This window comes from Morganella morganii (assembly GCF_019242955.1).
In the GTDB taxonomy this organism is placed as follows: Bacteria; Pseudomonadota; Gammaproteobacteria; order Enterobacterales; family Enterobacteriaceae; genus Morganella; species Morganella sibonii.
The window spans coordinates 3,946,860-3,968,303 of record NZ_CP066129.1; the positions used below are offsets into that span (position 1 = coordinate 3,946,860).

The 21,444-nt window shown below is 51.8% G+C and carries 18 protein-coding genes, 3 tRNA genes and 3 rRNA genes; 5 read left to right on the forward strand and 19 right to left on the reverse strand.

Annotated elements, in window-relative coordinates:
• The first annotated feature begins 64 nt into the window (after positions 1 to 64).
• Positions 65 to 961 (forward strand): HTH-type transcriptional activator IlvY, encoded by an 897-nt coding sequence (gene ilvY / locus JC793_RS18470; RefSeq protein ID WP_054424112.1) that lies wholly within the window; start codon positions 65 to 67, stop codon positions 959 to 961.
• On the opposite strand, the gene ilvA is transcribed toward ilvY, so the two are convergent.
• From ilvA to ilvL, 6 genes are all read right to left on the reverse strand, one after another.
• A complete protein-coding gene (gene ilvA / locus JC793_RS18475; RefSeq protein WP_218426985.1) occupies positions 938 to 2,506 on the reverse strand; it encodes a threonine ammonia-lyase, biosynthetic in 1,569 nt (522 codons plus the stop codon). The genes ilvY and ilvA overlap by 24 nt on opposite strands.
• 2 nt (positions 2,507 to 2,508) lie before the next feature.
• Entirely contained in the window at positions 2,509 to 4,359 is a 1,851-nt protein-coding gene (gene ilvD, locus JC793_RS18480; RefSeq protein ID WP_218426987.1) for a dihydroxy-acid dehydratase, read from the reverse strand.
• A 63-nt stretch (positions 4,360 to 4,422) separates the two neighbouring features.
• Positions 4,423 to 5,349, reverse strand: a complete 927-nt coding sequence (ilvE, locus tag JC793_RS18485; protein WP_046894200.1) for a branched-chain-amino-acid transaminase — start codon at positions 5,347 to 5,349, stop codon at positions 4,423 to 4,425.
• 12 nt (positions 5,350 to 5,361) lie between these two features.
• A complete protein-coding gene (ilvM, locus tag JC793_RS18490) occupies positions 5,362 to 5,640 on the reverse strand; it encodes an acetolactate synthase 2 small subunit (protein ID WP_004234381.1) in 279 nt (92 codons plus the stop codon).
• Complete coding sequence (gene ilvG / locus JC793_RS18495) at positions 5,637 to 7,283, reverse strand: acetolactate synthase 2 catalytic subunit (protein ID WP_166708811.1); 1,647 nt, start codon at positions 7,281 to 7,283, stop codon at positions 5,637 to 5,639. The genes ilvM and ilvG overlap by 4 nt, the downstream gene beginning before the upstream one ends.
• Before the next feature lie 109 nt (positions 7,284 to 7,392).
• Positions 7,393 to 7,491, reverse strand: a complete 99-nt coding sequence (ilvL, locus tag JC793_RS18500) for an ilv operon leader peptide (RefSeq protein ID WP_079549161.1) — start codon at positions 7,489 to 7,491, stop codon at positions 7,393 to 7,395.
• A 489-nt stretch (positions 7,492 to 7,980) separates the two neighbouring features.
• Here ilvL and JC793_RS18505 point away from each other — a divergent pair, with 489 nt between their 5' ends.
• On the forward strand, positions 7,981 to 9,513 hold the full coding sequence (locus JC793_RS18505) for a YifB family Mg chelatase-like AAA ATPase (RefSeq protein WP_218428499.1): 1,533 nt from the start codon (positions 7,981 to 7,983) through the stop codon (positions 9,511 to 9,513).
• Positions 9,514 to 9,563: 50 nt separating this feature from the next.
• Here JC793_RS18505 and JC793_RS18510 read toward each other — a convergent pair whose 3' ends face one another.
• Positions 9,564 to 9,902 carry a MaoP family protein gene (locus JC793_RS18510; RefSeq protein ID WP_004234373.1) on the reverse strand — a complete coding sequence of 113 codons (339 nt, stop codon included), beginning with the start codon at positions 9,900 to 9,902 and terminating at the stop codon, positions 9,564 to 9,566.
• Between the two features lie 118 nt (positions 9,903 to 10,020).
• Between JC793_RS18510 and hdfR the strand changes: the two genes are divergently transcribed.
• Positions 10,021 to 10,833: an HTH-type transcriptional regulator HdfR gene (gene hdfR, locus JC793_RS18515; RefSeq protein ID WP_112549635.1), complete on the forward strand. Its 813-nt coding sequence runs from the start codon at positions 10,021 to 10,023 to the stop codon at positions 10,831 to 10,833.
• 185 nt (positions 10,834 to 11,018) lie between these two features.
• Here hdfR and JC793_RS18520 read toward each other — a convergent pair.
• The 7 genes from JC793_RS18520 to JC793_RS18550 all read right to left on the reverse strand — a co-directional run bounded on the left by JC793_RS18520 (position 11,019) and on the right by JC793_RS18550 (position 16,811).
• Positions 11,019 to 11,094 (reverse strand) — tRNA-Trp (locus JC793_RS18520).
• A 6-nt stretch (positions 11,095 to 11,100) separates the two neighbouring features.
• Positions 11,101 to 11,177, reverse strand: a tRNA-Asp gene (locus tag JC793_RS18525).
• 50 nt (positions 11,178 to 11,227) lie between these two features.
• Positions 11,228 to 11,343: ribosomal RNA gene (gene rrf, locus JC793_RS18530) — 5S ribosomal RNA — on the reverse strand.
• Positions 11,344 to 11,450: 107 nt separating this feature from the next.
• A 23S ribosomal RNA gene (locus JC793_RS18535) occupies positions 11,451 to 14,363 on the reverse strand.
• 321 nt (positions 14,364 to 14,684) lie between these two features.
• Positions 14,685 to 14,760, reverse strand: a tRNA-Glu gene (locus JC793_RS18540).
• Between the two features lie 80 nt (positions 14,761 to 14,840).
• Positions 14,841 to 16,386: ribosomal RNA gene (locus JC793_RS18545) — 16S ribosomal RNA — on the reverse strand.
• Together the 16S, 23S and 5S rRNA genes with 3 tRNA genes alongside form the textbook arrangement of a ribosomal RNA operon.
• 230 nt (positions 16,387 to 16,616) lie before the next feature.
• Positions 16,617 to 16,811 carry a hypothetical protein gene (locus JC793_RS18550; protein WP_025154650.1) on the reverse strand — a complete coding sequence of 65 codons (195 nt, stop codon included), beginning with the start codon at positions 16,809 to 16,811 and terminating at the stop codon, positions 16,617 to 16,619.
• A 59-nt stretch (positions 16,812 to 16,870) separates the two neighbouring features.
• Between JC793_RS18550 and JC793_RS18555 the strand changes: the two genes are divergently transcribed.
• Positions 16,871 to 17,416: a gamma carbonic anhydrase family protein gene (locus JC793_RS18555; RefSeq protein WP_218428500.1), complete on the forward strand. Its 546-nt coding sequence runs from the start codon at positions 16,871 to 16,873 to the stop codon at positions 17,414 to 17,416.
• On the opposite strand, the gene JC793_RS18560 is transcribed toward JC793_RS18555, so the two are convergent.
• Genes JC793_RS18560 through dprA form a run of 5 tightly spaced genes read right to left on the reverse strand, consistent with a single transcriptional unit; the run spans position 17,392 to position 20,733 of the window.
• Entirely contained in the window at positions 17,392 to 17,655 is a 264-nt protein-coding gene (locus tag JC793_RS18560) for a DUF1488 family protein (RefSeq protein ID WP_218426989.1), read from the reverse strand. The two genes, JC793_RS18555 and JC793_RS18560, sit on opposite strands and share 25 nt — an antisense overlap.
• Positions 17,652 to 18,470, reverse strand: a complete 819-nt coding sequence (gene aroE / locus JC793_RS18565; RefSeq protein WP_218426991.1) for a shikimate dehydrogenase — start codon at positions 18,468 to 18,470, stop codon at positions 17,652 to 17,654. Before aroE ends, JC793_RS18560 begins: the two co-directional genes overlap by 4 nt.
• Positions 18,471 to 18,492: 22 nt before the next feature.
• Positions 18,493 to 19,065, reverse strand: a complete 573-nt coding sequence (gene tsaC, locus JC793_RS18570; RefSeq protein WP_218428502.1) for an L-threonylcarbamoyladenylate synthase type 1 TsaC — start codon at positions 19,063 to 19,065, stop codon at positions 18,493 to 18,495.
• On the reverse strand, positions 19,055 to 19,600 hold the full coding sequence (locus JC793_RS18575) for a DNA topoisomerase family protein (protein WP_046895407.1): 546 nt from the start codon (positions 19,598 to 19,600) through the stop codon (positions 19,055 to 19,057). Before JC793_RS18575 ends, tsaC begins: the two co-directional genes overlap by 11 nt.
• 26 nt (positions 19,601 to 19,626) lie before the next feature.
• Positions 19,627 to 20,733: a DNA-processing protein DprA gene (gene dprA / locus JC793_RS18580; protein ID WP_166708815.1), complete on the reverse strand. Its 1,107-nt coding sequence runs from the start codon at positions 20,731 to 20,733 to the stop codon at positions 19,627 to 19,629.
• A gap of 130 nt (positions 20,734 to 20,863) precedes the next feature.
• Here dprA and def point away from each other — a divergent pair, with 130 nt between their 5' ends.
• The gene (def, locus tag JC793_RS18585) at positions 20,864 to 21,373 is read left to right on the forward strand and encodes a peptide deformylase (protein ID WP_046895363.1); all 510 of its coding nucleotides are present in this window, start codon (positions 20,864 to 20,866) and stop codon (positions 21,371 to 21,373) included.
• Positions 21,374 to 21,444: the final 71 nt, after the last annotated feature.

The window sequence follows — 21,444 nt, forward strand, 5'->3', positions numbered from 1 at the left end:
TCACAAGATAGTGATGCAATTTATGCAACGTACTGACTAAAACATAATCCCCTGAGAGGTTGTGATGGATATCCGGGAACTCAGACTGTTTTTACATCTCGCGGAGAGCTGCCATTTCGGCAAAACCGCTGCTGCCATGTACATCAGCCCGTCAACACTTTCACGGCAGATCCAGCGGCTTGAGGAGTCTCTCGGGCACCCGTTATTTCTGCGGGATAACCGCACTGTTCAGCTGACAGCCGCCGGTGAACAACTGAAAAAATTTGCACAGGAAACGGTGCTGCAATACCAGCAGCTGCAACATGCCCTGAATCACCAGAGCCCGTCGCTGACCGGTGAATTACGTCTGTTCTGTTCTGTAACGGCCGCATACAGCCATCTGCCGCAGATTCTGGATCAGTTCCGTGCAGAGCATCCGCAGGTGGAAATCAAACTGACCACCGGGGATGCCGCCGATGCGGTGGAAAAAGTACAGTCACAGGAAGCCGACCTCGGTATCGCCGGTAAACCGGAAAAACTGCCGGATAATGTCCGTTTTCATCAGATAGGCGAAATCCCGCTGTCACTGATCGCACCCGCGCTGCCGTGCCCGGTCAGACAGCAGGCAGTACAGCCGGAACCTGACTGGGAAAATATTCCGTTTATCATTCCGGAGCACGGCCCGTCGCGTAAACGGATTGATTTATGGTTCAAAACACACCGGATTCAGGAGCCGCAGATTTATGCCACGGTTTCCGGCCATGAAGCTATTGTGTCCATGGTGGCGCTGGGCTGCGGTATCGCACTGATCCCGAATGTGGTGGTGGAAAACAGTCCTGAGGCTATCCGCAGCCGTATTCTGCAACTGGATAATATTTCGATGGTCGCGCCGTTTGAGCTCGGCGTCTGCACACTGAACAAGCGGCTGCATGAGCCGCTGATCAGAGCATTCTGGCAGCTACTGCCGCGCCACCCCGGATAACTGCGGGGCAAGAAAACGGGCAAAGGCGGCATTGCCGGTTTCATCACGGAAATCATAGCCGAGAGCATTCAGATGCTGCTCAAACTGCACATCCCCTTCCTGTATTTCAAATGCCGCCAGTACGCGGCCATAATCCGTACCGTGGCTGCGGTAATGGAAAAGCGAGATATTCCAGTGAGTACCGAGTGTTTCCAGGAATTTCAGTAGTGCGCCGGGCGCTTCCGGGAATTCAAAACTGAACAGCCGCTCCTGCAACGGCACAGACGGACGCCCGCCCACCATGTAGCGGACATGCAGTTTTGCCATTTCGTCATCGGATAAATCTGTCGCACTGAAACCGGCGGTGGTAAGACCGTCCAGAATGGTTTTCCGTGCACCGGGGCCTTCATCCGCACGGACACTGACAAATACTGAAGCCTCATCTGAACCGCTGTAACGGTAATTAAATTCCGTTACCACTCGCGGGCCCAACGCCTGACAAAACCGCAGGAAACTGCCTTTCTCTTCGGGGATCGTCACCGCAAACACACCTTCGCGCTGCTCTCCCAGTTCACACCGCTCCGACACATAACGAAGCACATGGAAATTCACGTTGGCACCGGACAGCACATGCGCCAGATTTTCCCCCTGAATATTGTGCTGCTGAATATATTTCTTCATTCCCGCCAGCGCCAGTGCCCCGGAAGGCTCCGCCACTGCCCGTACGTCATCAAACAGATCTTTCATGGCTGCGCAGATGGCATCACTGTCCACGGTGATCACATCATCCAGATACTGCTGACACAGACGGAACGTCTCATCACCAATCCGTTTGACGGCCACTCCCTCGGCAAACAGCCCGACTTTCGGTAATTCAACCGGGTGTCCGGCATCCAGCGCGGCTTTCAGACAGGCCGCCTCTTCCGCCTCCACCCCGATCACTTTAATATCCGGCATCAGGTGTTTGATAAACACCGCCACACCGGCGGCCAGCCCGCCGCCGCCGACCGGCACAAACACCCTGTCGAGACGGGCATTCTGTTGCAGCAGTTCAAGGGCTATCGTGGCCTGACCGGCGATCACCGAAGGATGATCGAACGGCGGGATAAATGTCATGCCGAGAGAGGTTGCCAGTTCAAGCGCATGCGCTTTTGCTTCATCAAAATTAGCGCCGTGGAGAACCACTTCACCGCCGAACCCGCGAACCGCATCCACTTTGATATCAGCAGTCGCCACCGGCATCACAATCAGGGCTTTCACCCCGGTTTTTCCGGCTGACAGCGCCACCCCCTGAGCATGGTTTCCGGCTGATGCCGTCACCACGCCCCGCAGTTTTTGTTCTTCCGTCAGTTCCGCAATCATGGCGTACGCACCGCGCAGCTTAAAACTGTGGACGGGTTGTCTGTCTTCCCGCTTGACGGAAATCGTATTGCCGAGCCGCGCGGACAGCTTCGGCATCAGTTGCAGCGGCGTGACCTGAGCGACATCATAAACGGAGGCGCTGAAAGCCGCTCTCACATACTCAGCCGCTGACGGCTGAGCAGATAATGGTTGTTTTGCGGTCATCCTTAACCTCCGAGTTTACTTTTATCCCGTACTGCACCTTTATCCGCACTGGTCGCCAGCAGCGCGTATGCACGCAGTGCAAAAGAGACCTGCCGTTCACGGTTCTGCGGTGACCAGGCTTTTTCACCCCGGGCTTCTTCCGCTGCCCGGCGTGCTGCCAGTGTCTGCTCATCCACGTTCAGGGAAATCTGCCGTGACGGAATATCAATCGCGATAGTATCACCGGTTTTAACCAGTCCGATCAGACCGCCGTTAGCCGCTTCCGGCGAAACGTGGCCGATGGATAACCCGGATGTGCCGCCGGAGAACCGTCCGTCAGTGATAAGCGCACAGCTTTTTCCCAGCCCCATGGATTTCAGATAGGTTGTCGGATACAGCATTTCCTGCATCCCCGGCCCGCCTTTCGGCCCCTCGTAGCGGATCACCACCACATCGCCGGCCACAACCTCTCCGCCGAGAATCGCTTTTACCGCATCATCCTGGCTTTCATAGACTTTTGCCGGACCGGTGAAGGTTAAGCTGCCCTCATCCACCCCGGCGGTTTTTACAATACAGCCATCTGCGGCAATATTGCCGGACAGTACCGCCAGCCCGCCATCCTGACTGTAAGCATGCGTTTTACTGCGGATACAGCCATTTTCGCGGTCATCATCAAGGGACGGCCAGCGGCAATCCTGGGAGAATGCTTTTGTTGTGCGGATACCGGCAGGCCCGGCAGAATACATCTGTTTTACCGCAGCATCTTTCGTCAGTGTAATATCATATGCCGCCAGCAATTCCGGCAGGGTCACTCCCAGCACATTGCTGACTTCACGGTGCAGCAACCCGGCACGATCCAGTTCACCCAGGATACCGATAACCCCGCCGGCGCGATGTACATCTTCCATATGGTATTTCTGAGTGCTCGGCGCAACCTTGCATAAATGCGGTACCGCACGGGAGAGACGATCAATATCCGCCATTGTGAAATCAACCTCCCCTTCCTGCGCTGCCGCCAGCAGATGCAGAACTGTGTTGGTTGAACCGCCCATGGCGATATCCAGGATCATCGCATTCTCAAAGGCGGCTTTGGTGGCGATATTGCGCGGCAGAAAACGGATATCATCCTGTTCGTAATATTTTTTGGTGATTTCCACAATCCGGCGTCCGGCATTGAGGAACAGATTTTTACGGTCGGCGTGCGTCGCCAGCAGAGAACCATTACCCGGCTGAGATAACCCCAGAGCTTCGGTCAGGCAGTTCATCGAGTTCGCAGTGAACATACCGGAGCAGGAGCCGCAGGTCGGGCAGGCGGAGCGTTCGATTTGTTCACTGTCCGCATCGGAAACCTCGGGATTTGCCCCCTGGATCATGGCATCCACCAGATCCAGTTTGATGATCTGGTCAGATAATTTGGTTTTACCGGCTTCCATCGGGCCGCCGGACACAAAAATAACCGGAATATTCAGGCGCAGTGACGCCATCAGCATCCCCGGGGTGATTTTGTCGCAGTTGGAGATACACACCATGGCATCCGCACAGTGCGCATTGACCATGTATTCCACGGAGTCGGCGATCAGTTCGCGCGACGGCAGAGAATACAGCATCCCGCCGTGCCCCATCGCGATACCGTCATCCACGGCAATCGTGTTGAATTCTTTGGCAACGCCACCGGCGGCCTCAATTTCCTCTGCCACCAGTTTACCCAGATCCCGCAGGTGAACATGACCCGGAACAAATTGTGTGAATGAGTTAACAACCGCGATAATCGGTTTGCCGAAATCGGCATCTGTCATTCCTGTCGCACGCCATAATGCGCGCGCACCCGCCATATTACGGCCATGTGTGGTTGTCGCCGAACGGTACTGAGGCATTGTAATCTCCCGTGTTTGCAAAAATCAGGCGGGGAACGACCCGCCTGTAAATCTGTTTCGTTATTATGGATTTACCGGATCTAACCAGCCCCATTTGTCTTCTGTTTTACCGGTGAACAACCCGAAGAATGCCTGCTGGATTTCTTTGGTGACAGGACCACAGCGGCCGATACCGACCTGAATACCGTCCACACTGCGTACCGGTGTGACTTCCGCGGCGGTGCCGGTCATAAAGACTTCATCCGCCAGATAAAGTGATTCGCGGGATAGTGTCTGCTCACGGATTTCATAACCCAGCTCTTTTGCCAGCGTCAGAATCGCATCACGGGTAATGCCCGGCAGCGCGGAAGAGGTAAACGGCGGCGTGAAGATAATATTATTTTTCACTTCAAACAGGTTTTCGCCCGCGCCCTCTGAGATATAACCGTGCACATCCAGCGCAATCCCTTCCTGATAACCGTGACGGCGGGCTTCACTGCCGACCAGTAACGAAGACAGGTAGTTACCGCCGGCTTTGGCTGCGGTCGGGATGGTATTCGGCGCCACACGGTTCCAGGATGACACCATCGCATCAATCCCGGCATCCAGTGCTTCCTCACCCAGATAGGCTCCCCACGGGAATGCCGCGATGATGACATCGGTTTTATAGCCCTGCGGCGGGTTAACTCCCATGCCGACATCCCCGATAAAGACCAGCGGGCGGATATAACCACTTGTGAGGTTATTTTTACGCAGCGTCGCACGACAGGCTTCCATTAATTCATCAACGGAATACTCCATCGGCATACGATAGATTTTGGCGGAATCATGCAGGCGCTGCATATGTTCGCGATGACGGAAAACGACAGGGCCTTTATGAGACTCATAGCAGCGAATCCCTTCAAAAACAGAGGTTCCGTAGTGCATGGCATGACACATAACATGAACCTTTGCCTCTGCCCATGGAACCATCTCACCATTGAACCAAATAAAATCAGCTTTTTTTGTCATTGTAATTTTCCTTTATACTGCACAGCTAATATGTTGATAATTTTGTGTATTTTTTGTGAGGACTTCGACATCCGCCACATCCGCCAGCTTGACTAACTGTGTACAGAGCAGGGCCGGCGGCCGCAGGCTTGAAACTGTTAACTCAATATTTACATTATCACCTTCGGAACCTTTCGCCAGATCCATTTTCATAGCACAGACGTTAAATCCGCGGTGGCGCACAACCCGCAGAACCCGTTCCAGGATTTCCGGGCACGAACGTGCCTGAATTGCTAACTGATGCTGCATCATAATGAGCTCTCCATCATATGTTCGTTACCCGCACCCGGCGGTACTAATGGCCAGACGTTATCTTCTTCACGGATGGCGACATGTAATAAATACGGGCCCTGATGGTGTAACAGGGTCTCAATTGCGGACGGCAGTGCGGATTTCTCCGTCACCATCTGCCCGGGGATATCAAACGAGCGCGCCAGGGCAACAAAATCAGGATTGTCATCCAGCACCGTCTCGCTGTAACGCTTATCGAAAAACAATTCCTGCCACTGGCGCACCATGCCGAGACGCTGATTATCCAGCAGCAGGATTTTGACCGGCAGGCGCTTACGTTTAACCGTGGTCAGCTCCTGCACATTCATCATGAAAGAGCCGTCACCGGAAACACACAGCACCGTCGCGTCAGGGCGGGCAATCTGCGCCCCGATGGCCGCCGGTAAACCAAACCCCATTGTTCCCAGACCGCCGGATGTCAGGAAATTCTCCGGACCGTCAAACGTCATATGCTGCGCCGTCCACATCTGGTGCTGCCCGACATCCGTTGTCACCACACAATCCGCAGGTTTGGCCGCAGATACCTGAGATAACAGCAGCGGAGCAAAAATACTGTCACCGGTATGTGAATAATCCGGAGCGTGTTCTGCTTTCAAAGCCTTGGTATGGTGCTGCCAGGCGGCTAACGACAGCGGTTGTGACAGCAACGGCAGAGCCTGTTTTGCATCACAGGCAAGCGATACATGTGTCTGCCGTAATTTATCCAGCTCGGCAGGGTCGATATCCACATGAATCACCTTTGCATGCGGGGCAAATGCATTCAGCTTCCCGGTCACCCGGTCATCAAAACGGGCACCGACCGCAATCAGCAGATCCGCTTCCTGCACCGCCAGATTTGCTGCTTTTGCGCCGTGCATACCGAGCATCCCGAGGTACTGAGGATAATCCGGAGATACTGCACCCAACCCTTTCAGCGTGCTCACTGCCGGCATACCGGTTTCATTCAGAAATGCCCGCAGTTGCGCGACCGCACCTGACATACCGACACCGCCGCCGGCATACAGTACCGGTTTCCGGCTCTCCCGCATCAGTTGCCGGGCACGGGAGAGCGCCGTCTGTGACAGAGGCTCCGCATCATTCACCGGCAGAAAATACGGGGTAAATTCACCAATCTGTAATTGAATGTCTTTCGGGATATCAATGAGTACCGGCCCCGGACGCCCGCCTGCGGCAATCGCAAAAGCCTCGGTAATAATTCGCGGCAAATCAGTAATTGATTCAACCAGGAAGCTGTGTTTTGTGCACGACAAAGACAGCCCCAGCACATCGATCTCCTGAAAGGCATCCGTACCAATCAGTGATGAACCTACTTGTCCGGTGATAGCAACAACCGGTACTGAATCAAGCAGTGCATCCGCCAGTCCGGTGATAAGATTTGTCGCCCCCGGCCCTGATGTTGCGATACATACTCCCGTTTTCTGCCCTGCCCGTGCATAGCCGATTGCCGCCATAACCGCTCCCTGTTCATGACGGCAGAGCACGTGCTCCACACCACCGTCATACAGCGCGTCATAGACCGGCATGATCGCCCCGCCCGGGTAGCCGAACACAGTGTCAACGCCCTGTGTCCGTAGTGCCTGCACTAACCACTGTGCCCCGTTCATGTGTGACTCCTTAGTCGCCGTTTTCTTTTTCAGTGAAAAAACATAATTTTAAGGCTAAAAAAAACCCCGCGCCTTTCGGTGCGGGGTTCTCGTGAGATCCTGGCTCGTATCAGCCATTTTCGTATCCGAGTGCAGCCCCGCACGGTGGGATAATAATCACCACCACGCTCACGATAATTAGGCTGATAACCCGGACAATCTTATTCATGGATAAATTCTTCTGTCTGCCGTATTCAGTTGATCTCTTTATTTTAGAGTTATCATGTTATCGAATTCCTGACAACGGCTATTTGTCTTTTTTTTTAACAGCAAGAATAAAAATCCATATAATTCAGTTAACTGCCAATCACATTAATATATTTCACTGTCGTTTATCAATATACCGGAATCCTCTTCTGCCAAAATTACCGCTTCCGGAATAACGCCAAAAAAACCGCACATTCTCCGGTACAATTTACTTTTCCTCTGAAGATCATTTCCCGGGCTCACGATAAAAAGCGTGGCATTTTTTTATTCTGAAATCCGGAAATTAATCCCCTCTCAGTCGTTTTTCCGGCACAACACGCAAAATTAACATCACTTTTTGCAACAGACATAAATTTCGTCAGTTCAGGTCGTAAAAAACAGAATTATGCAGCGAAATGATGCCAAAAGCCTGCATCATGATCATTCGTTTACACAACCGCAGGATGACCTGATGTCATTTGCCATTGTTTATACCCGCGCCATGATCGGAACAGATGCGCCGCTGGTCACTGTCGAAGCTCATATCAGCACCGGACTGCCCGGATTAACCCTGGTGGGATTACCGGAAACAGCAGTCAAAGAGTCCAGGGACAGAGTTCGCAGTGCCCTGATCAACGGCGGATTTGAATTTCCTGCAAAGCGCGTCACTATCAACCTGGCACCGGCAGATTTACCCAAGGAAGGCGGCCGCTATGATCTTCCTATCGCCGTTGCCATACTCTCAGCGTCGGGACAAATAGATACAAAACTGACAGAAAATTATGAGTTTTCGGGGGAATTGGGCTTATCAGGAGAACTGCGGTTTTGCCGCGGAATATTACCGGCAGTACTGGCCGCCCGTCAGTCAGGAAGACAGGCGGTAGTTTCAAAACAGCATGAGGCTGAATTATGTATTTTACCTTCCGGTTCGGCACTGATGGCAGATAATTTATTACAGATTGCGGCTTTTTTTCATCATCAGCAGGTACTGGCAGAAAACAATCATCTGACAGAAAAAACAGAAAATAACGGCACTGTAACTATTGATGATATTACCGGCCAGCAACACGCCAAACGGGTTCTGGAGATCAGTGCTGCCGGCGGACACAATTTACTCCTGCTCGGCCCGCCCGGCACAGGAAAAACAATGCTGGCCAGCCGGCTGGGAACATTACTCCCGCCGCTGACCGCGCAGGAGGCTCTTGACGTGGCGATAATACAGAGTCTGACCCAAACCTCATCAGAGCAAAACAAATGGCCTCAGCGCCCGTTCAGAGCACCACATCATACCGCATCTTCTGCTGCACTTACCGGCGGCGGCAGTATACCGCGGCCAGGCGAAATCTCGCTGGCACATCACGGTATTCTGTTTCTTGATGAGTTACCCGAATTTTCCCGCAAAACCCTGGATTCCCTGCGTGAGCCGCTCGAATCAGGAGAAATAATCATTTCCAGAGCCAAAGCGAAAGTATGCTTTCCCGCACGGATACAACTCATTGCCGCAATGAATCCCAGTCCGACCGGGCACTATCAGGGGATACATAACCGCAGCGGTCCTCAGCAATTACTGCGTTATCTTTCCCGTATATCAGGGCCTTTTCTGGATCGGTTTGATTTATCCATTGAAGTCCCTATGCTGCCGCCGGGAACACTGAGCCGGACAGATAAAGATCCGCCGGTTCACGCCCGGGTAAAAATGCGGGTACAATCCGCACGTGAGCAGCAGTACCGCCGCAACGGACAGGAAAAACTGAATGCAGCGTTATCAGGAAAAGAAACGGAAGAAGTCTGTGCGTTATCACCACAGGACGCCCGTTTTCTTGAGGATGCACTGACACAACTTAATCTGTCTGTCCGTGCATGGCACCGTATACTGCGTGTCAGCAGAACGATAGCCGATCTGCGGAATGACGAGGGGGCGGTATCACGAAACGATATACTGGAGGCACTCAGTTACCGTGTAATGGACAGATTTATCCATAAACTTCAGCAGGCGGTTTCCTGAAAAGCGAAAGGGGCACGAATGCCCCTTTTAACTTATTATTTCTGATGATATTAATCATCTGTGTCGGTATAGTCTTCCGACGGATCGATCTGAGGTTTACCACCGGACAGCGTGTGGAAGCGTTTTGGTTTGCGAATGCGCTCCAGATACTTAATCCACACTTTTTCTTCTGCTGTTTCCGGCATACGCTCACCACGGCATACAGAAACAAACTGCTTTTCTTCATCCGTCTGGGGGGCGCGTTTACCCATATCCAGTTCGTTGAAAGCAAAACCATGGCGCTCAAGTAACTGAGCTTCTTTTATGGTGAAATGACCATGGCGTGAAAAACCACGAGGATAATGTTTATTATCAAAAAAACGATTAGTCGTGATAAAGCTTTCTGCCATCTGACACACTCCTAATTCTCTACTGACATACTCTTTATGGCGCGGAGTATTAGATAGCATTAGGATTCTGTAAAACAAAATATTTAAATCATAACGACAAATTTTTTTGGAGATACCAGTGGATACAGAGTTACTGAAAACCTTTCTGGAAGTCAGTAAAACCCGTCACTTCGGGCGTGCGGCTGAATCCTTATACCTGACACAATCAGCAGTAAGCTTCAGAATCAGGCAGTTAGAGACGAATCTCGGGGCAAATCTTTTTACCCGACACCGTAATAATATCCGCCTGACAGCAGCCGGTGAGCGGTTAGTGCCTTACGCCGAAGCACTGATCAATACCTGGCAACTGGCAAAACAAGAAATTAATCAGGCCTCTGCACACAATCCGCTGTCCATCGGGGCAACAGCATCATTGTGGGAATCCTGTCTGACGCCCTGGCTGGGACGGACATATCAGTTACACACAGACCTCCGGCTGGAAACCCGGATCGCATCCCGGCAATCCCTGGTAAAGCAACTGCATGCACGCGAACTTGATTTACTTATCTCGACTGAACAACCCAAAATGGATGAACTGAAAAGTGAAATTATCGGCGAAATCACACTTCAGTTATTCAATATACAGCCGCTGACGACAGAGAATCCTCCGTCCTTAATCCGCCTGGAATGGAGTGCGGATTTTCAGCAGCACGATGAGGCTGTTTTTGCGCGCTGCCAGTCACCGATCCTAAGCACATCGTCTGCTTTTCAGGCCAAACAATTACTGTCAGTCACATCATCAGTAGCGTATTTACCCGCACACTGGAAGAAAACATATCCTGAACTGACGCCAGTGAATAATGACCTGATTACAAAGCCTCTGTACGCTGTCTGGTTGCAAAACAGTGATCAGCAGGGACTTATCGGGCAATTGATCGTAATACCGGTGTAACGCCGGTCATTGGTGATTTAAAAAGGCAGTAATGTGGTAATTATCAGACAACAGGAATAATTAAAAGGAAGGATATTTGGCAGGATTTAAGGTTTACAGGCAAAATTCAGATAATAAAAAACCCAGTTCATAACGAACCGGGCTATTAATAAATAAAGATCTTTAGTTATTACTTATCAAGTAAATGGCAGGGGCGGAGAGGCTCGAACTCCCAACACCCGGTTTTGGAGACCGGTGCTCTACCAATTGAACTACGCCCCTAAATGTTGGCGGAACGGACGGGACTCGAACCCGCGACCCCCTGCGTGACAGGCAGGTATTCTAACCAACTGAACTACCGCTCCGCGTATCTCTGTGTGACTGACGCAGTTCTCTGCATCCTCACTTAATAATAACCTGGCGGTTCCCTACTCTCACATGGGGAGACCCCACACTACCATCGGCGCTACGGCGTTTCACTTCTGAGTTCGGCATGGGGTCAGGTGGGACCACCGCGCTACGGCCGCCAGGCAAATTCGTTTAATCCAAAACAAGCTTTCATAATGAATGACGCTGTCGTCTCTTCACTATGCTGAAAAATCTCTTCGTCTCTCAACTCAAAACACCTTCGGTGTTGTCAGGTTAAGCCTCTCGGTTCATTAGTACTGGTTAGCTCAATACATCGCTGCACTTACACACCCAGCCTATCAACGTCTTAGTCTCAAACGTTCCTTCAGGATTCTCTAGGAATCAGGGAAGACTCATCTCGAGGCAAGTTTCCCGCTTAGATGCTTTCAGCGGTTATCTCTTCCGCACTTAGCTACCGGGCAATGCAATTGGCATCACAACCCGTACACCAGTGGTGCGTTCACTCCGGTCCTCTCGTACTAGGAGCAACCCCTCTCAATCTTCCAGCGCCCACGGCAGATAGGGACCGAACTGTCTCACGACGTTCTAAACCCAGCTCGCGTACCACTTTAAATGGCGAACAGCCATACCCTTGGGACCTACTTCAGCCCCAGGATGTGATGAGCCGACATCGAGGTGCCAAACACCGCCGTCGATATGAACTCTTGGGCGGTATCAGCCTGTTATCCCCAGAGTACCTTTTTATCCGTTGAGCGATGGCCCTTCCATTCAGAACCACCGGATCACCAAGACCTGCTTTCGTACCTGCTCGAGCCGTCACTCTCGCAGTCAAGCTGGCTTATGCCTTTGCACTAACCGCATGATGTCCGACCATGCTTAGCCAACCTTCGTGCTCCTCCGTTACTCTTTGGGAGGAGACCGCCCCAGTCAAACTACCCACCAGACACGGTCCCCGACCCGGATTACGGGTCTGGGTTAGAACATCAAACGTTAAAGGGTGGTATTTCAAGGTCGGCTCCGTGCAGACTGGCGTCCACACTTCGTTGCCTCCCACCTATCCTGACACATCAAGGCTCAATGTTCAGTGTCAAGCTATAGTAAAGGTTCACGGGGTCTTTCCGTCTTGCCGCGGGTACACTGCATCTTCACAGCGAGTTCAATTTCACTGAGTCTCGGGTGGAGACAGCCTGGCCATCATTACGCCATTCGTGCAGGTCGGAACTTACCCGACAAGGAATTTCGCTACCTTAGGACCGTTATAGTTACGGCCGCCGTTTACCGGGGCTTCGATCAGAAGCTTCGCTTGCGCTAACCTCATCAATTAACCTTCCGGCACCGGGCAGGCGTCACACCGTATACGTCCACTTTCGTGTTTGCACAGTGCTGTGTTTTTAATAAACAGTTGCAGCCAGCTGGTATCTGCGGCTGGCTTCAGCTCCGTGAGTAAATCACTTCACCTAATGCCAGCGTGCCTTCTCCCGAAGTTACGGCACCATTTTGCCTGGTTCCTTCACCCGAGTTCTCTCAAGCGCCTGAGTATTCTCTACCTGACCACCTGTGTCGGTTTCGGGGTACGATTAATGGTAACCTGGAGCTTAGAGGCTTTTCCCGGAAGCAGAGCATCAATCACTTCACCACCGTAGTGGCTCGTCGTCACGCCTCAGTGTTAACAACCGACCGGATTTGCCTGGTCAGTCCACCTGCACGCTTAAACCGGGACAACCGTCGCCCGGATGATTTAGCTTTCTCCGTCCCCCCTTCGCAGTTACCACCAGTACGGGAATATTAACCCGTTGCCCATCGACTACGCTTTTCAGCCTCGCCTTAGGGGTCGACTCACCCTGCCCCGATTAACGTTGGACAGGAACCCTTGGTCTTCCGGCGTGCGGGTTTTTCACCCGCATTATCGTTACTTATGTCAGCATTCGCACTTCTGATACCTCCAGCAACCCTCACAGGTCACCTTCACAGGCTTACAGAACGCTCCCCTACCCAACAATATTTACATATCGCTGCCGCGGCTTCGGTGCATAATTTAGCCCCGTTACATCTTCCGCGCAGGCCGACTCGACCAGTGAGCTATTACGCTTTCTTTAAATGATGGCTGCTTCTAAGCCAACATCCTGGCTGTCTGAGCCTTCCCACTTCGTTTCCCACTTAATTATGACTTTGGGAACCTTAGCCGGCGGTCTGGGTTGTTTCCCTCTTCACGACGAACGTTAGCACCCGCCGTGTGTCTCCCGTGATAACATTCTCCGGTATTCGCAGTTTGCATCGGGTTGGTAAGTCGGGATGACCCCCCTAGCCGAAACAGTGCTCTACCCCGAGATGAATTCACGAGGCGCTACCTAAATAGCTTTCGGGGAGAACCAGCTATCTCCCGGTTTGATTGGCCTTTCACCCCCAGCCACAAGTCATCCGCTAATTTTTCAACATTAGTCGGTTCGGTCCTCCAGTTAGTGTTACCCAACCTTCAACCTGCCCATGGCTGGATCACCGGGTTTCGGGTCTGTACCCTGCAACTAAGACGCCCAGTTAAGACTCGGTTTCCCTGCGGCTCCCCTATTCGGTTAACCTTGCTACAGAATATAAGTCGCTGACCCATTATACAAAAGGTACGCAGTCACACCATAAAGGTGCTCCCACTGCTTGTACGTACACGGTTTCAGGTTCTTTTTTCACTCCCCTCGCCGGGGTTCTTTTTCGCCTTTCCCTCACGGTACTGGTTCACTATCGGTCAGTCAGGAGTATTTAGCCTTGGAGGATGGTCCCCCCCATATTCAGACAGGATAACACGTGTCCCGCCTTACTCATCGGACTCACAACACCAGTGCTTTCAGATACAGGGCTATCACCTGCTGTGGCCAGCCTTTCCAGACTGTTCTCTTAACACTGATGCTGATTAAGGTCCTGGGCTGCTCCCCGTTCGCTCGCCGCTACTGGGGGAATCTCGTTTGATTTCTTTTCCTCGGGGTACTTAGATGTTTCAGTTCTTCCCGGTTCGCTTCATTACCCTATGTATTCAGGTAATGATAGTGCAACGAATTGCACTGGGTTTCCCCATTCGGAAATCGCCGGTTATAACGGTTCATATCACCTTACCGGCGCTTATCGCAGATTAGCACGTCCTTCATCGCCTCTGACTGCCTAGGCATCCACCGTGTACGCTTATTCGCTTAACCTCACAACCCGAAAGTGTCTTTCTGTACGGGTCGCTGCGCGTCATAATTTCTTTGTCGGGCGGTGCTCGCAATGCTCACATACCTGAGTATGCTCCGCTTGCTGTGCGCCGGCCTTCGCGAAATTATTTAGCTCGCTTCCCCTCGAAAGTGAGTACTTTCAAAGTTGTTCGGCTGAGAGACTCATCAATATTACCTCGGTGATAATATTGATTGTTTCAATTTTTCAGCTTGTTCCGGATTGTTAAAGAGCATAATTGTTAAGCTGACTCTTGAATCAGCTTAATCATTATTTGCAGATGACTTTCACTCACCCGCGCAGACTGGCGTCCCCTAGGGGATTCGAACCCCTGTTACCGCCGTGAAAGGGCGGTGTCCTGGGCCTCTAGACGAAGGGGACATTAGTCAGCTTCGCAGACGCTCTCTGCTCATTTTCTATCAGACAATCTGTGTGAACACTCACATTCCAAATCAACTAGGTAAGGAGGTGATCCAACCGCAGGTTCCCCTACGGTTACCTTGTTACGACTTCACCCCAGTCATGAATCACAAAGTGGTAAGCGCCCTCCCGAAGGTTAAGCTACCTACTTCTTTTGCAACCCACTCCCATGGTGTGACGGGCGGTGTGTACAAGGCCCGGGAACGTATTCACCGTAGCATTCTGATTTACGATTACTAGCGATTCCGACTTCATGGAGTCGAGTTGCAGACTCCAATCCGGACTACGACGTACTTTATGAGTTCCGCTTGCCTTCGCAGGGTCGCTTCCCTTTGTATACGCCATTGTAGCACGTGTGTAGCCCTACTCGTAAGGGCCATGATGACTTGACGTCATCCCCACCTTCTCCGGTTTATCACCGGCAGTCTCCTTTGAGTTCCCGCCATCACGCGCTGGCAACAAAGGATAAGGGTTGCGCTCGTTGCGGGACTTAACCCGACATTTCACAACACGAGCTGACGACAGCCATGCAGCACCTGTCTCAGAGTTCCCGAAAGGCACCAAAGCATCTCTGCTAAGTTCTCTGGATGTCAAGAGTAGGTAAGGTTCTTCGCGTTGCATCGAATTAAACCACATGCTCCACCGCTTGTGCGGGCCCCCGTCAATTCATTTGAGTTTTAACCTTGCGGCCGTACTCCCCAGGCGGTCGACTTAACGCGTTAGCTCCGGAAGCCACGCCTCAAGGGCACAACCTCCAAGTCGACATCGTTTACAGCGTGGACTACCAGGGTATCTAATCCTGTTTGCTCCCCACGCTTTCGCACCTGAGCGTCAGTCTTTGTCCAGGGGGCCGCCTTCGCCACCGGTATTCCTCCACATCTCTACGCATTTCACCGCTACACATGGAATTCTACCCCCCTCTACAAGACTCTAGCTGACCAGTATCAGATGCAATTCCCGGGGTTAAGCCCGGGGGGATTTCACATCTGACTCAATCAACCGCCTGCGTGCGCTTTACGCCCAGTAATTCCGATTAACGCTTGCACCCTCCGTATTACCGCGGCTGCTGGCACGGAGTTAGCCGGTGCTTCTTCTGTCGGTAACGTCAATTGTCAAGGTTATTAACCTTAACACCTTCCTCCCGACTGAAAGTACTTTACAACCCGAAGGCCTTCTTCATACACGCGGCATGGCTGCATCAGGCTTGCGCCCATTGTGCAATATTCCCCACTGCTGCCTCCCGTAGGAGTCTGGGCCGTGTCTCAGTCCCAGTGTGGCTGATCATCCTCTCAGACCAGCTAGGGATCGTCGCCTAGGTAAGCCGTTACCTTACCTACTAGCTAATCCCATATGGGTTCATCTGATGGTGCGAGGCCCGAAGGTCCCCCGCTTTGGTCCGGAGACATTATGCGGTATTAGCTACCGTTTCCAGTAGTTATCCCCCTCCATCAGGCAGATCCCCATACATTACTCACCCGTCCGCCGCTCGTCAGCAGAGAAGCAAGCTTCTCCCTGTTACCGCCCGACTTGCATGTGTTAGGCCTGCCGCCAGCGTTCAATCTGAGCCATGATCAAACTCTTCAATTAAAAGTGTTTGATGCTCAAAGAATTAAACTGTTTACTGCTGCTTATTTCTAAGCTGCTGTATTGGTCACTCTTCAAGACTTCTCAAAAATAATATTTTTTGTGATATGTCCTGCGAGTGCCCACACAGATTGTCTGATAAATTGTTAAAGAGCAGTTGCAACATTCGCTGCCGTTGCCGGTCTTCTGCGTTGTTGCGAGGCTGCGTATATTACGTTTCCAGCCCCTCCGAGTCAAGCGTTGTTTTTCAACTTTTCGCTTTTTCTCTTTCTGCCGGAACCGCGTGTTATCGCGTTGTTCCGTGTCAGTGGTGGCGCATTATAGGGAGCTTTTCGTTTTGCACAACCTTTTTTTTGAATTTTCTTATTAACCGTCTGTCTTTTGAGCATCATGTCGTATTTTCCGGCAATTATACCTGAAAGTTGCATTGCCTCCGGTAAACTCTCTGACTAAGATCGCCAAAATACATTTATATTCTGAGGTAATTATTGTGAATAAACTCCGCCCCTATCTGACATTAACCCCTTCTGTCGGCCAAAACGTCATGATCGATGACTCTTCCGTCATTATCGGTGATGTGCGTCTGGCTGATGATGTCGGTATCTGGCCGCTGGTTGTTGCCCGGGGAGATGTCAATTACATTCAGATTGGTCAGCGCACCAATATTCAGGACGGCTCCGTCTTGCATGTGACTCATCAGACTGCTGATAATCCGGCCGGTCATCCGCTGATTATCGGAGAAGACGTTACTGTTGGCCATAAAGTGATGCTGCACGGCTGCACTATCGGTAACCGTGTTCTGGTCGGTATGGGATCAATTTTGCTGGATGGTGTGGTGGTTGAGGATGATGTGATCATCGGTGCGGGCAGTCTGGTTTCACCGGGCAAACGACTGGAAAGCGGCTACCTGTATCTCGGCAGTCCTGCCAAAGCCGTCCGTCCGCTGAAACCGGAGGAATATGAAGGACTGAAGTATTCCGCCAATAACTATGTTATGTGGAAAAATAACTATCTGTCACAGGGTAACCGGTAAGGCGGTTCATCCGCCTCACCTTTTTCAATAAACTCTGCAAACTCTTCCTCCAGATCCCACCGGTTCCGGCGGAAGAGAGTCAGCATGTCCTCCCCGCCCGCCGTCCCGTAACGGGATTGCAGATATTGTACAGAGACACAGCAATCCGATAAAAAACCATTGATCATCACCGGAAAAATAATACATTCCCGGTCGTCATCCCGTGATTCGCGATCCGGAAACTGAATGGATTGATTCATGACGCCATCTTCTCTTTGAGTTTTGTCAGTACAGGAGCGATATCCGGCAATACACCATGCCATAACCGGAATGCGAAAGCCGCCTGACCGGCCAGCATACCCAGTCCGTCAGCATACCGGGTTACTCCGTGATCTGCGGCAAGTTGCAGAAAAGGTGTCAGACCAGTGCGGTAAAACATATCGTAACAGGCGACAGCCGGGTTCAGTAATGACGGCGGGATCTGCGGAACCGCGCCATCCACCCCGGACGATGTGGCATTGATAATCAGTGAAAATCCGGCGGTTCCGGTTTCATTGAGCGGCATTGCACTGACTTTTCCGTAACCGGTAAACCGCTCTGCCAGAGATTGGGCTTTACCAAATGTCCGGTTGGTGACGGTAACGGCACATCCCGCCTGTAATAGTGACAACAATGCACCGCGGGCAGCTCCGCCTGCACCTATCAGCAGGATATGGTCACCGGGCCGGATAAACATAAGCCGCTGCAAATCAATAACCAGCCCTTCACCATCGGTATTATCCCCGGCCAGCCGCTTATCTTCTGTCAGATACAGTGTATTTACCGCACCACAGACCCGTGCCCGTTCACTGAGCTCATCCGCCAGTTCATATGCCTGTTCTTTAAAAGGAAGTGTGACATTTGCTCCCAATCCACCCGCAGCGAAAAATCCGGAGACACTGCGACTGAATCCGTCAAGCGGGGACAAAATCCGTTCATAACTCAGCTCAATACCAAACTGACCGGCAAACGCCTGATGAATAAAAGGTGACTGACTGTGTGCAATAGGATGGCCAAAAACGGCAAATTTTTTCATTCCGGGTCCTTTTGGTGTTTTATCAGCCCTGGCGGTATAACTGCCCTGTCAGTGCATCGCGGATCTCTGAGGGATTTTTCCGCCCGCCGACCAGCCCGTCAACCACCGGAATCCGGCGGTTAAACTGAGAATTTACCTCATCAGTTGTCCGGCACGGCTCCAGCCCGCTCAGGTTAGCACTGGTGGAAACGACCGGTTTGCCGTATGCCAGACATAATGCTTTAACCACCGGATGATCTGTCACGCGGACAGCCAGCGAATCAAAACGGCCGGTCAGCCATTTTGGTGTCGTGGATTTTGCCGGGATCACCCAGGTCACCGGGCCCGGCCAGGAGGCAAACATCGCTTCACGCTGTTCCGCTGTCAGCCGGGAATCATCAATATACGGTTTTACCTGATCATAGTTATCCGCAATCAGAATCAGCCCTTTTTCCCACGGGCGCTGTTTCAGATCCAGCAGTGCCATCACCGCCTGTTCACTATCCGGATCACAGCCCAGACCAAATACGGCTTCTGTCGGATAGGCGATGACCTCATGGTTATTCAGTGCTTTTATGATTGTGTCAAAATTTGCTGTGGTGTGATTATGATTCATCATTATTCTCATTCTGTTCTTTTTGTCGTTTTGCGCAGGCTTTACTCGCACAATTTAATCTTACGCCTGTTGATGTCCTTTTTTCCACCAGCAGCGGATAGTGACAATACTGACACTCACCGGCAACCGGTTTGCTGTTCAGTGAAAACTGACAAGCCGGATAGCGGTTGCAGGCATAAAATACTTTACCGAACCGGGATTTACGCTGAAGTAACTTACCATCATGGCACTGCGGGCAGGCAACCGTTGTTTCATCCGGTGAATCGATAGATGCAATATATTCACATTCCGGAAAATTTCCGCAGCCGATAAACATACCATAGCGACCCTGACGCAACACCAGCGTTCCGCCGCACTGCGGACACAGCTGCCCGTCCAGCACTTTTATAATATGTCCGTCAGTACCGGCTTTCAGCGGACGGACATAATCACATTCCGGATAAGCCGAACAGCCGAAGAAAGGCCCGTGGGCACCATTGCGGATAACCAGCTCTCCGCCGCATTCCGGACAGCATTCCGCCGTTGATTTTGACATGATAATTTACCTTACGCCGATACCGTTCAGTGATGCAGGCGGATATATCCCCCGCTGACCACGGCTATTTTACCTGATAACTCCAGCTGCAGCAGTTGTGTTGTCACCTCTGTGACCGGCAGCTCACACCGCGCGGCAATAACATCCGCCGGCGTCGGTTCATCATCCACATTAATCAGCACATGTGCAAACGGCAGTTCTTCCTGTACCGGCGGGACAACCACCTCCGTCATGTCCGGAACCGGCGGCAGAGCCAGCCACTGCATATCCAGTGCGAGATGATCAGTGATATCTGCCGGTGCGGTCGCAATATAGGCGCCCTGCTGCAACAACCAGTGGTTGCCCTCATAAGCCGGATTACCGAGTACTGCCGGTAACGTAAATACATCCCGCCCCTGCTCAAGCGCGCACTGTGCGGTAATTAATGACCCGCTGCGCCGCCCGGCCTCAATCACAATCAGCAGGCGGCTTAACCCGCTGATTATCCGGTTCCGGCGCGGAAAATTTTTAGCCAGCGGCGGAACATCCGGAAAATATTCAGAGATAAGTGCGCCATTTTCTGTAATCCCGCCGGCCAGCTGCCTGTGCTGCGCAGGATAAATATGAGACAACCCGCTGCCTGATACCGCGACAGTCTTTCCGCCGGATTCCAGCGCAGCTTTATGGCAGCACCCGTCGACCCCGGCAGCCAGACCGCTGGTGATGACCAGATTATGCTGCACAAGATGCCGCGTAAAACAGACCGCCCACTTTTCACCATAATGCGTAACCGCACGACTACCCACCATACTGACCTGCGGGTCAGACAATGCGGCTATCTGCCCTGCCACAAAAAGCACAAGCGGGGGTGAATAGATCTGCTTTAATAAAAACGGATAGTGTGGTGATGACAGGGGTAATATCACGTTACCCGGTGAATCAGCCCATAACAGTGCCGTTTTCAGCCTGGATGTATTCACATTCATAAATTGCTGACACTGCACCAGTGTTAGTCCGCACTGATGCAGCTGCTGACGGATCTCACCGTTTTTCTGCGTGCAGGTTTCTGTCAGTACAGAGGCAGCGCTGACAGCATGATGTGCACTTAACCGCCTGATACACGCCAGACGTAACCAAATTTCCCTTTCATCCATTGCGCCATCCTGACTGAGCCCGTAATAAAAATGCCGTATCCGTTGCGGGCAATACTGTCAATCAGGCGGATAACTGTCTAGAATAGACATTAATTTCCATCCATTTTTTAGATAGAACACGAAAAAATCTATGGCGTTATTAACCGTATTACATTATCCCGACGAGCGGCTTCGCACGATTGCAAAGCCGGTTGAAAAAGTCGATGCCGGCATTCAGAAGATTGTCGATGATATGTTCGAAACCATGTACGACGAAGAAGGTATTGGTCTGGCAGCCACCCAGGTTGATATCCACCAGCGCATTATCGTGATCGATGTGTCAGAAGAACGGAATGAACGCCTGGTGCTGATCAACCCTGAACTGCTGGAAAAATCCGGAGAAGCCGGGATCGAAGAAGGTTGTTTATCGATTCCTGAACAGCGGGCATTCGTGCCGCGTGCTGAACACGTTAAAATCCGGGCGCTGGACTATAACGGCGAGCCTTTCGAGCTGGAAACCGGTGATCTGCTGGCAATTTGTATCCAGCATGAAATGGATCACCTGGAAGGTAAATTATTTGTCGATTACCTTTCCGCTCTGAAACGCCAGCGCATCCGTCAGAAAGTCGAAAAACTGGACAGACTCAGAGCCCGGTCTTAATACCCGCAGTCTTTATCTGCCACAGACCGCAGCAGCGCACGGGCACTGTTATTGTTTGTGGCATTATTATT

Bases quoted from the DNA above. Each gene is read 5' to 3' on its own strand.
- JC793_RS18550 (WP_025154650.1), bottom strand. From the start codon at position 16,811: ATGCAACTTTCAGGTATAATTGCCGGAAAATACGACATGATGCTCAAA.
- dprA (WP_166708815.1), bottom strand. From the start codon at position 20,733: ATGGATGAAAGGGAAATTTGGTTACGTCTGGCGTGTATCAGGCGGTTA.
- ilvY (WP_054424112.1), top strand. From the start codon at position 65: ATGGATATCCGGGAACTCAGACTGTTTTTACATCTCGCGGAGAGCTGC.
- ilvL (WP_079549161.1), bottom strand. From the start codon at position 7,491: ATGAATAAGATTGTCCGGGTTATCAGCCTAATTATCGTGAGCGTGGTG.
- JC793_RS18510 (WP_004234373.1), bottom strand. From the start codon at position 9,902: ATGGCAGAAAGCTTTATCACGACTAATCGTTTTTTTGATAATAAACAT.
- ilvG (WP_166708811.1), bottom strand. From the start codon at position 7,283: ATGAACGGGGCACAGTGGTTAGTGCAGGCACTACGGACACAGGGCGTT.
- def (WP_046895363.1), top strand. From the start codon at position 20,864: ATGGCGTTATTAACCGTATTACATTATCCCGACGAGCGGCTTCGCACG.
- ilvM (WP_004234381.1), bottom strand. From the start codon at position 5,640: ATGATGCAGCATCAGTTAGCAATTCAGGCACGTTCGTGCCCGGAAATC.
- ilvE (WP_046894200.1), bottom strand. From the start codon at position 5,349: ATGACAAAAAAAGCTGATTTTATTTGGTTCAATGGTGAGATGGTTCCA.
- JC793_RS18560 (WP_218426989.1), bottom strand. From the start codon at position 17,655: ATGAATCAATCCATTCAGTTTCCGGATCGCGAATCACGGGATGACGAC.
- JC793_RS18505 (WP_218428499.1), top strand. From the start codon at position 7,981: ATGTCATTTGCCATTGTTTATACCCGCGCCATGATCGGAACAGATGCG.
- ilvA (WP_218426985.1), bottom strand. From the start codon at position 2,506: ATGACCGCAAAACAACCATTATCTGCTCAGCCGTCAGCGGCTGAGTAT.
- ilvD (WP_218426987.1), bottom strand. From the start codon at position 4,359: ATGCCTCAGTACCGTTCGGCGACAACCACACATGGCCGTAATATGGCG.
- tsaC (WP_218428502.1), bottom strand. From the start codon at position 19,065: ATGAATCATAATCACACCACAGCAAATTTTGACACAATCATAAAAGCA.
- aroE (WP_218426991.1), bottom strand. From the start codon at position 18,470: ATGAAAAAATTTGCCGTTTTTGGCCATCCTATTGCACACAGTCAGTCA.
- JC793_RS18575 (WP_046895407.1), bottom strand. From the start codon at position 19,600: ATGTCAAAATCAACGGCGGAATGCTGTCCGGAATGCGGCGGAGAGCTG.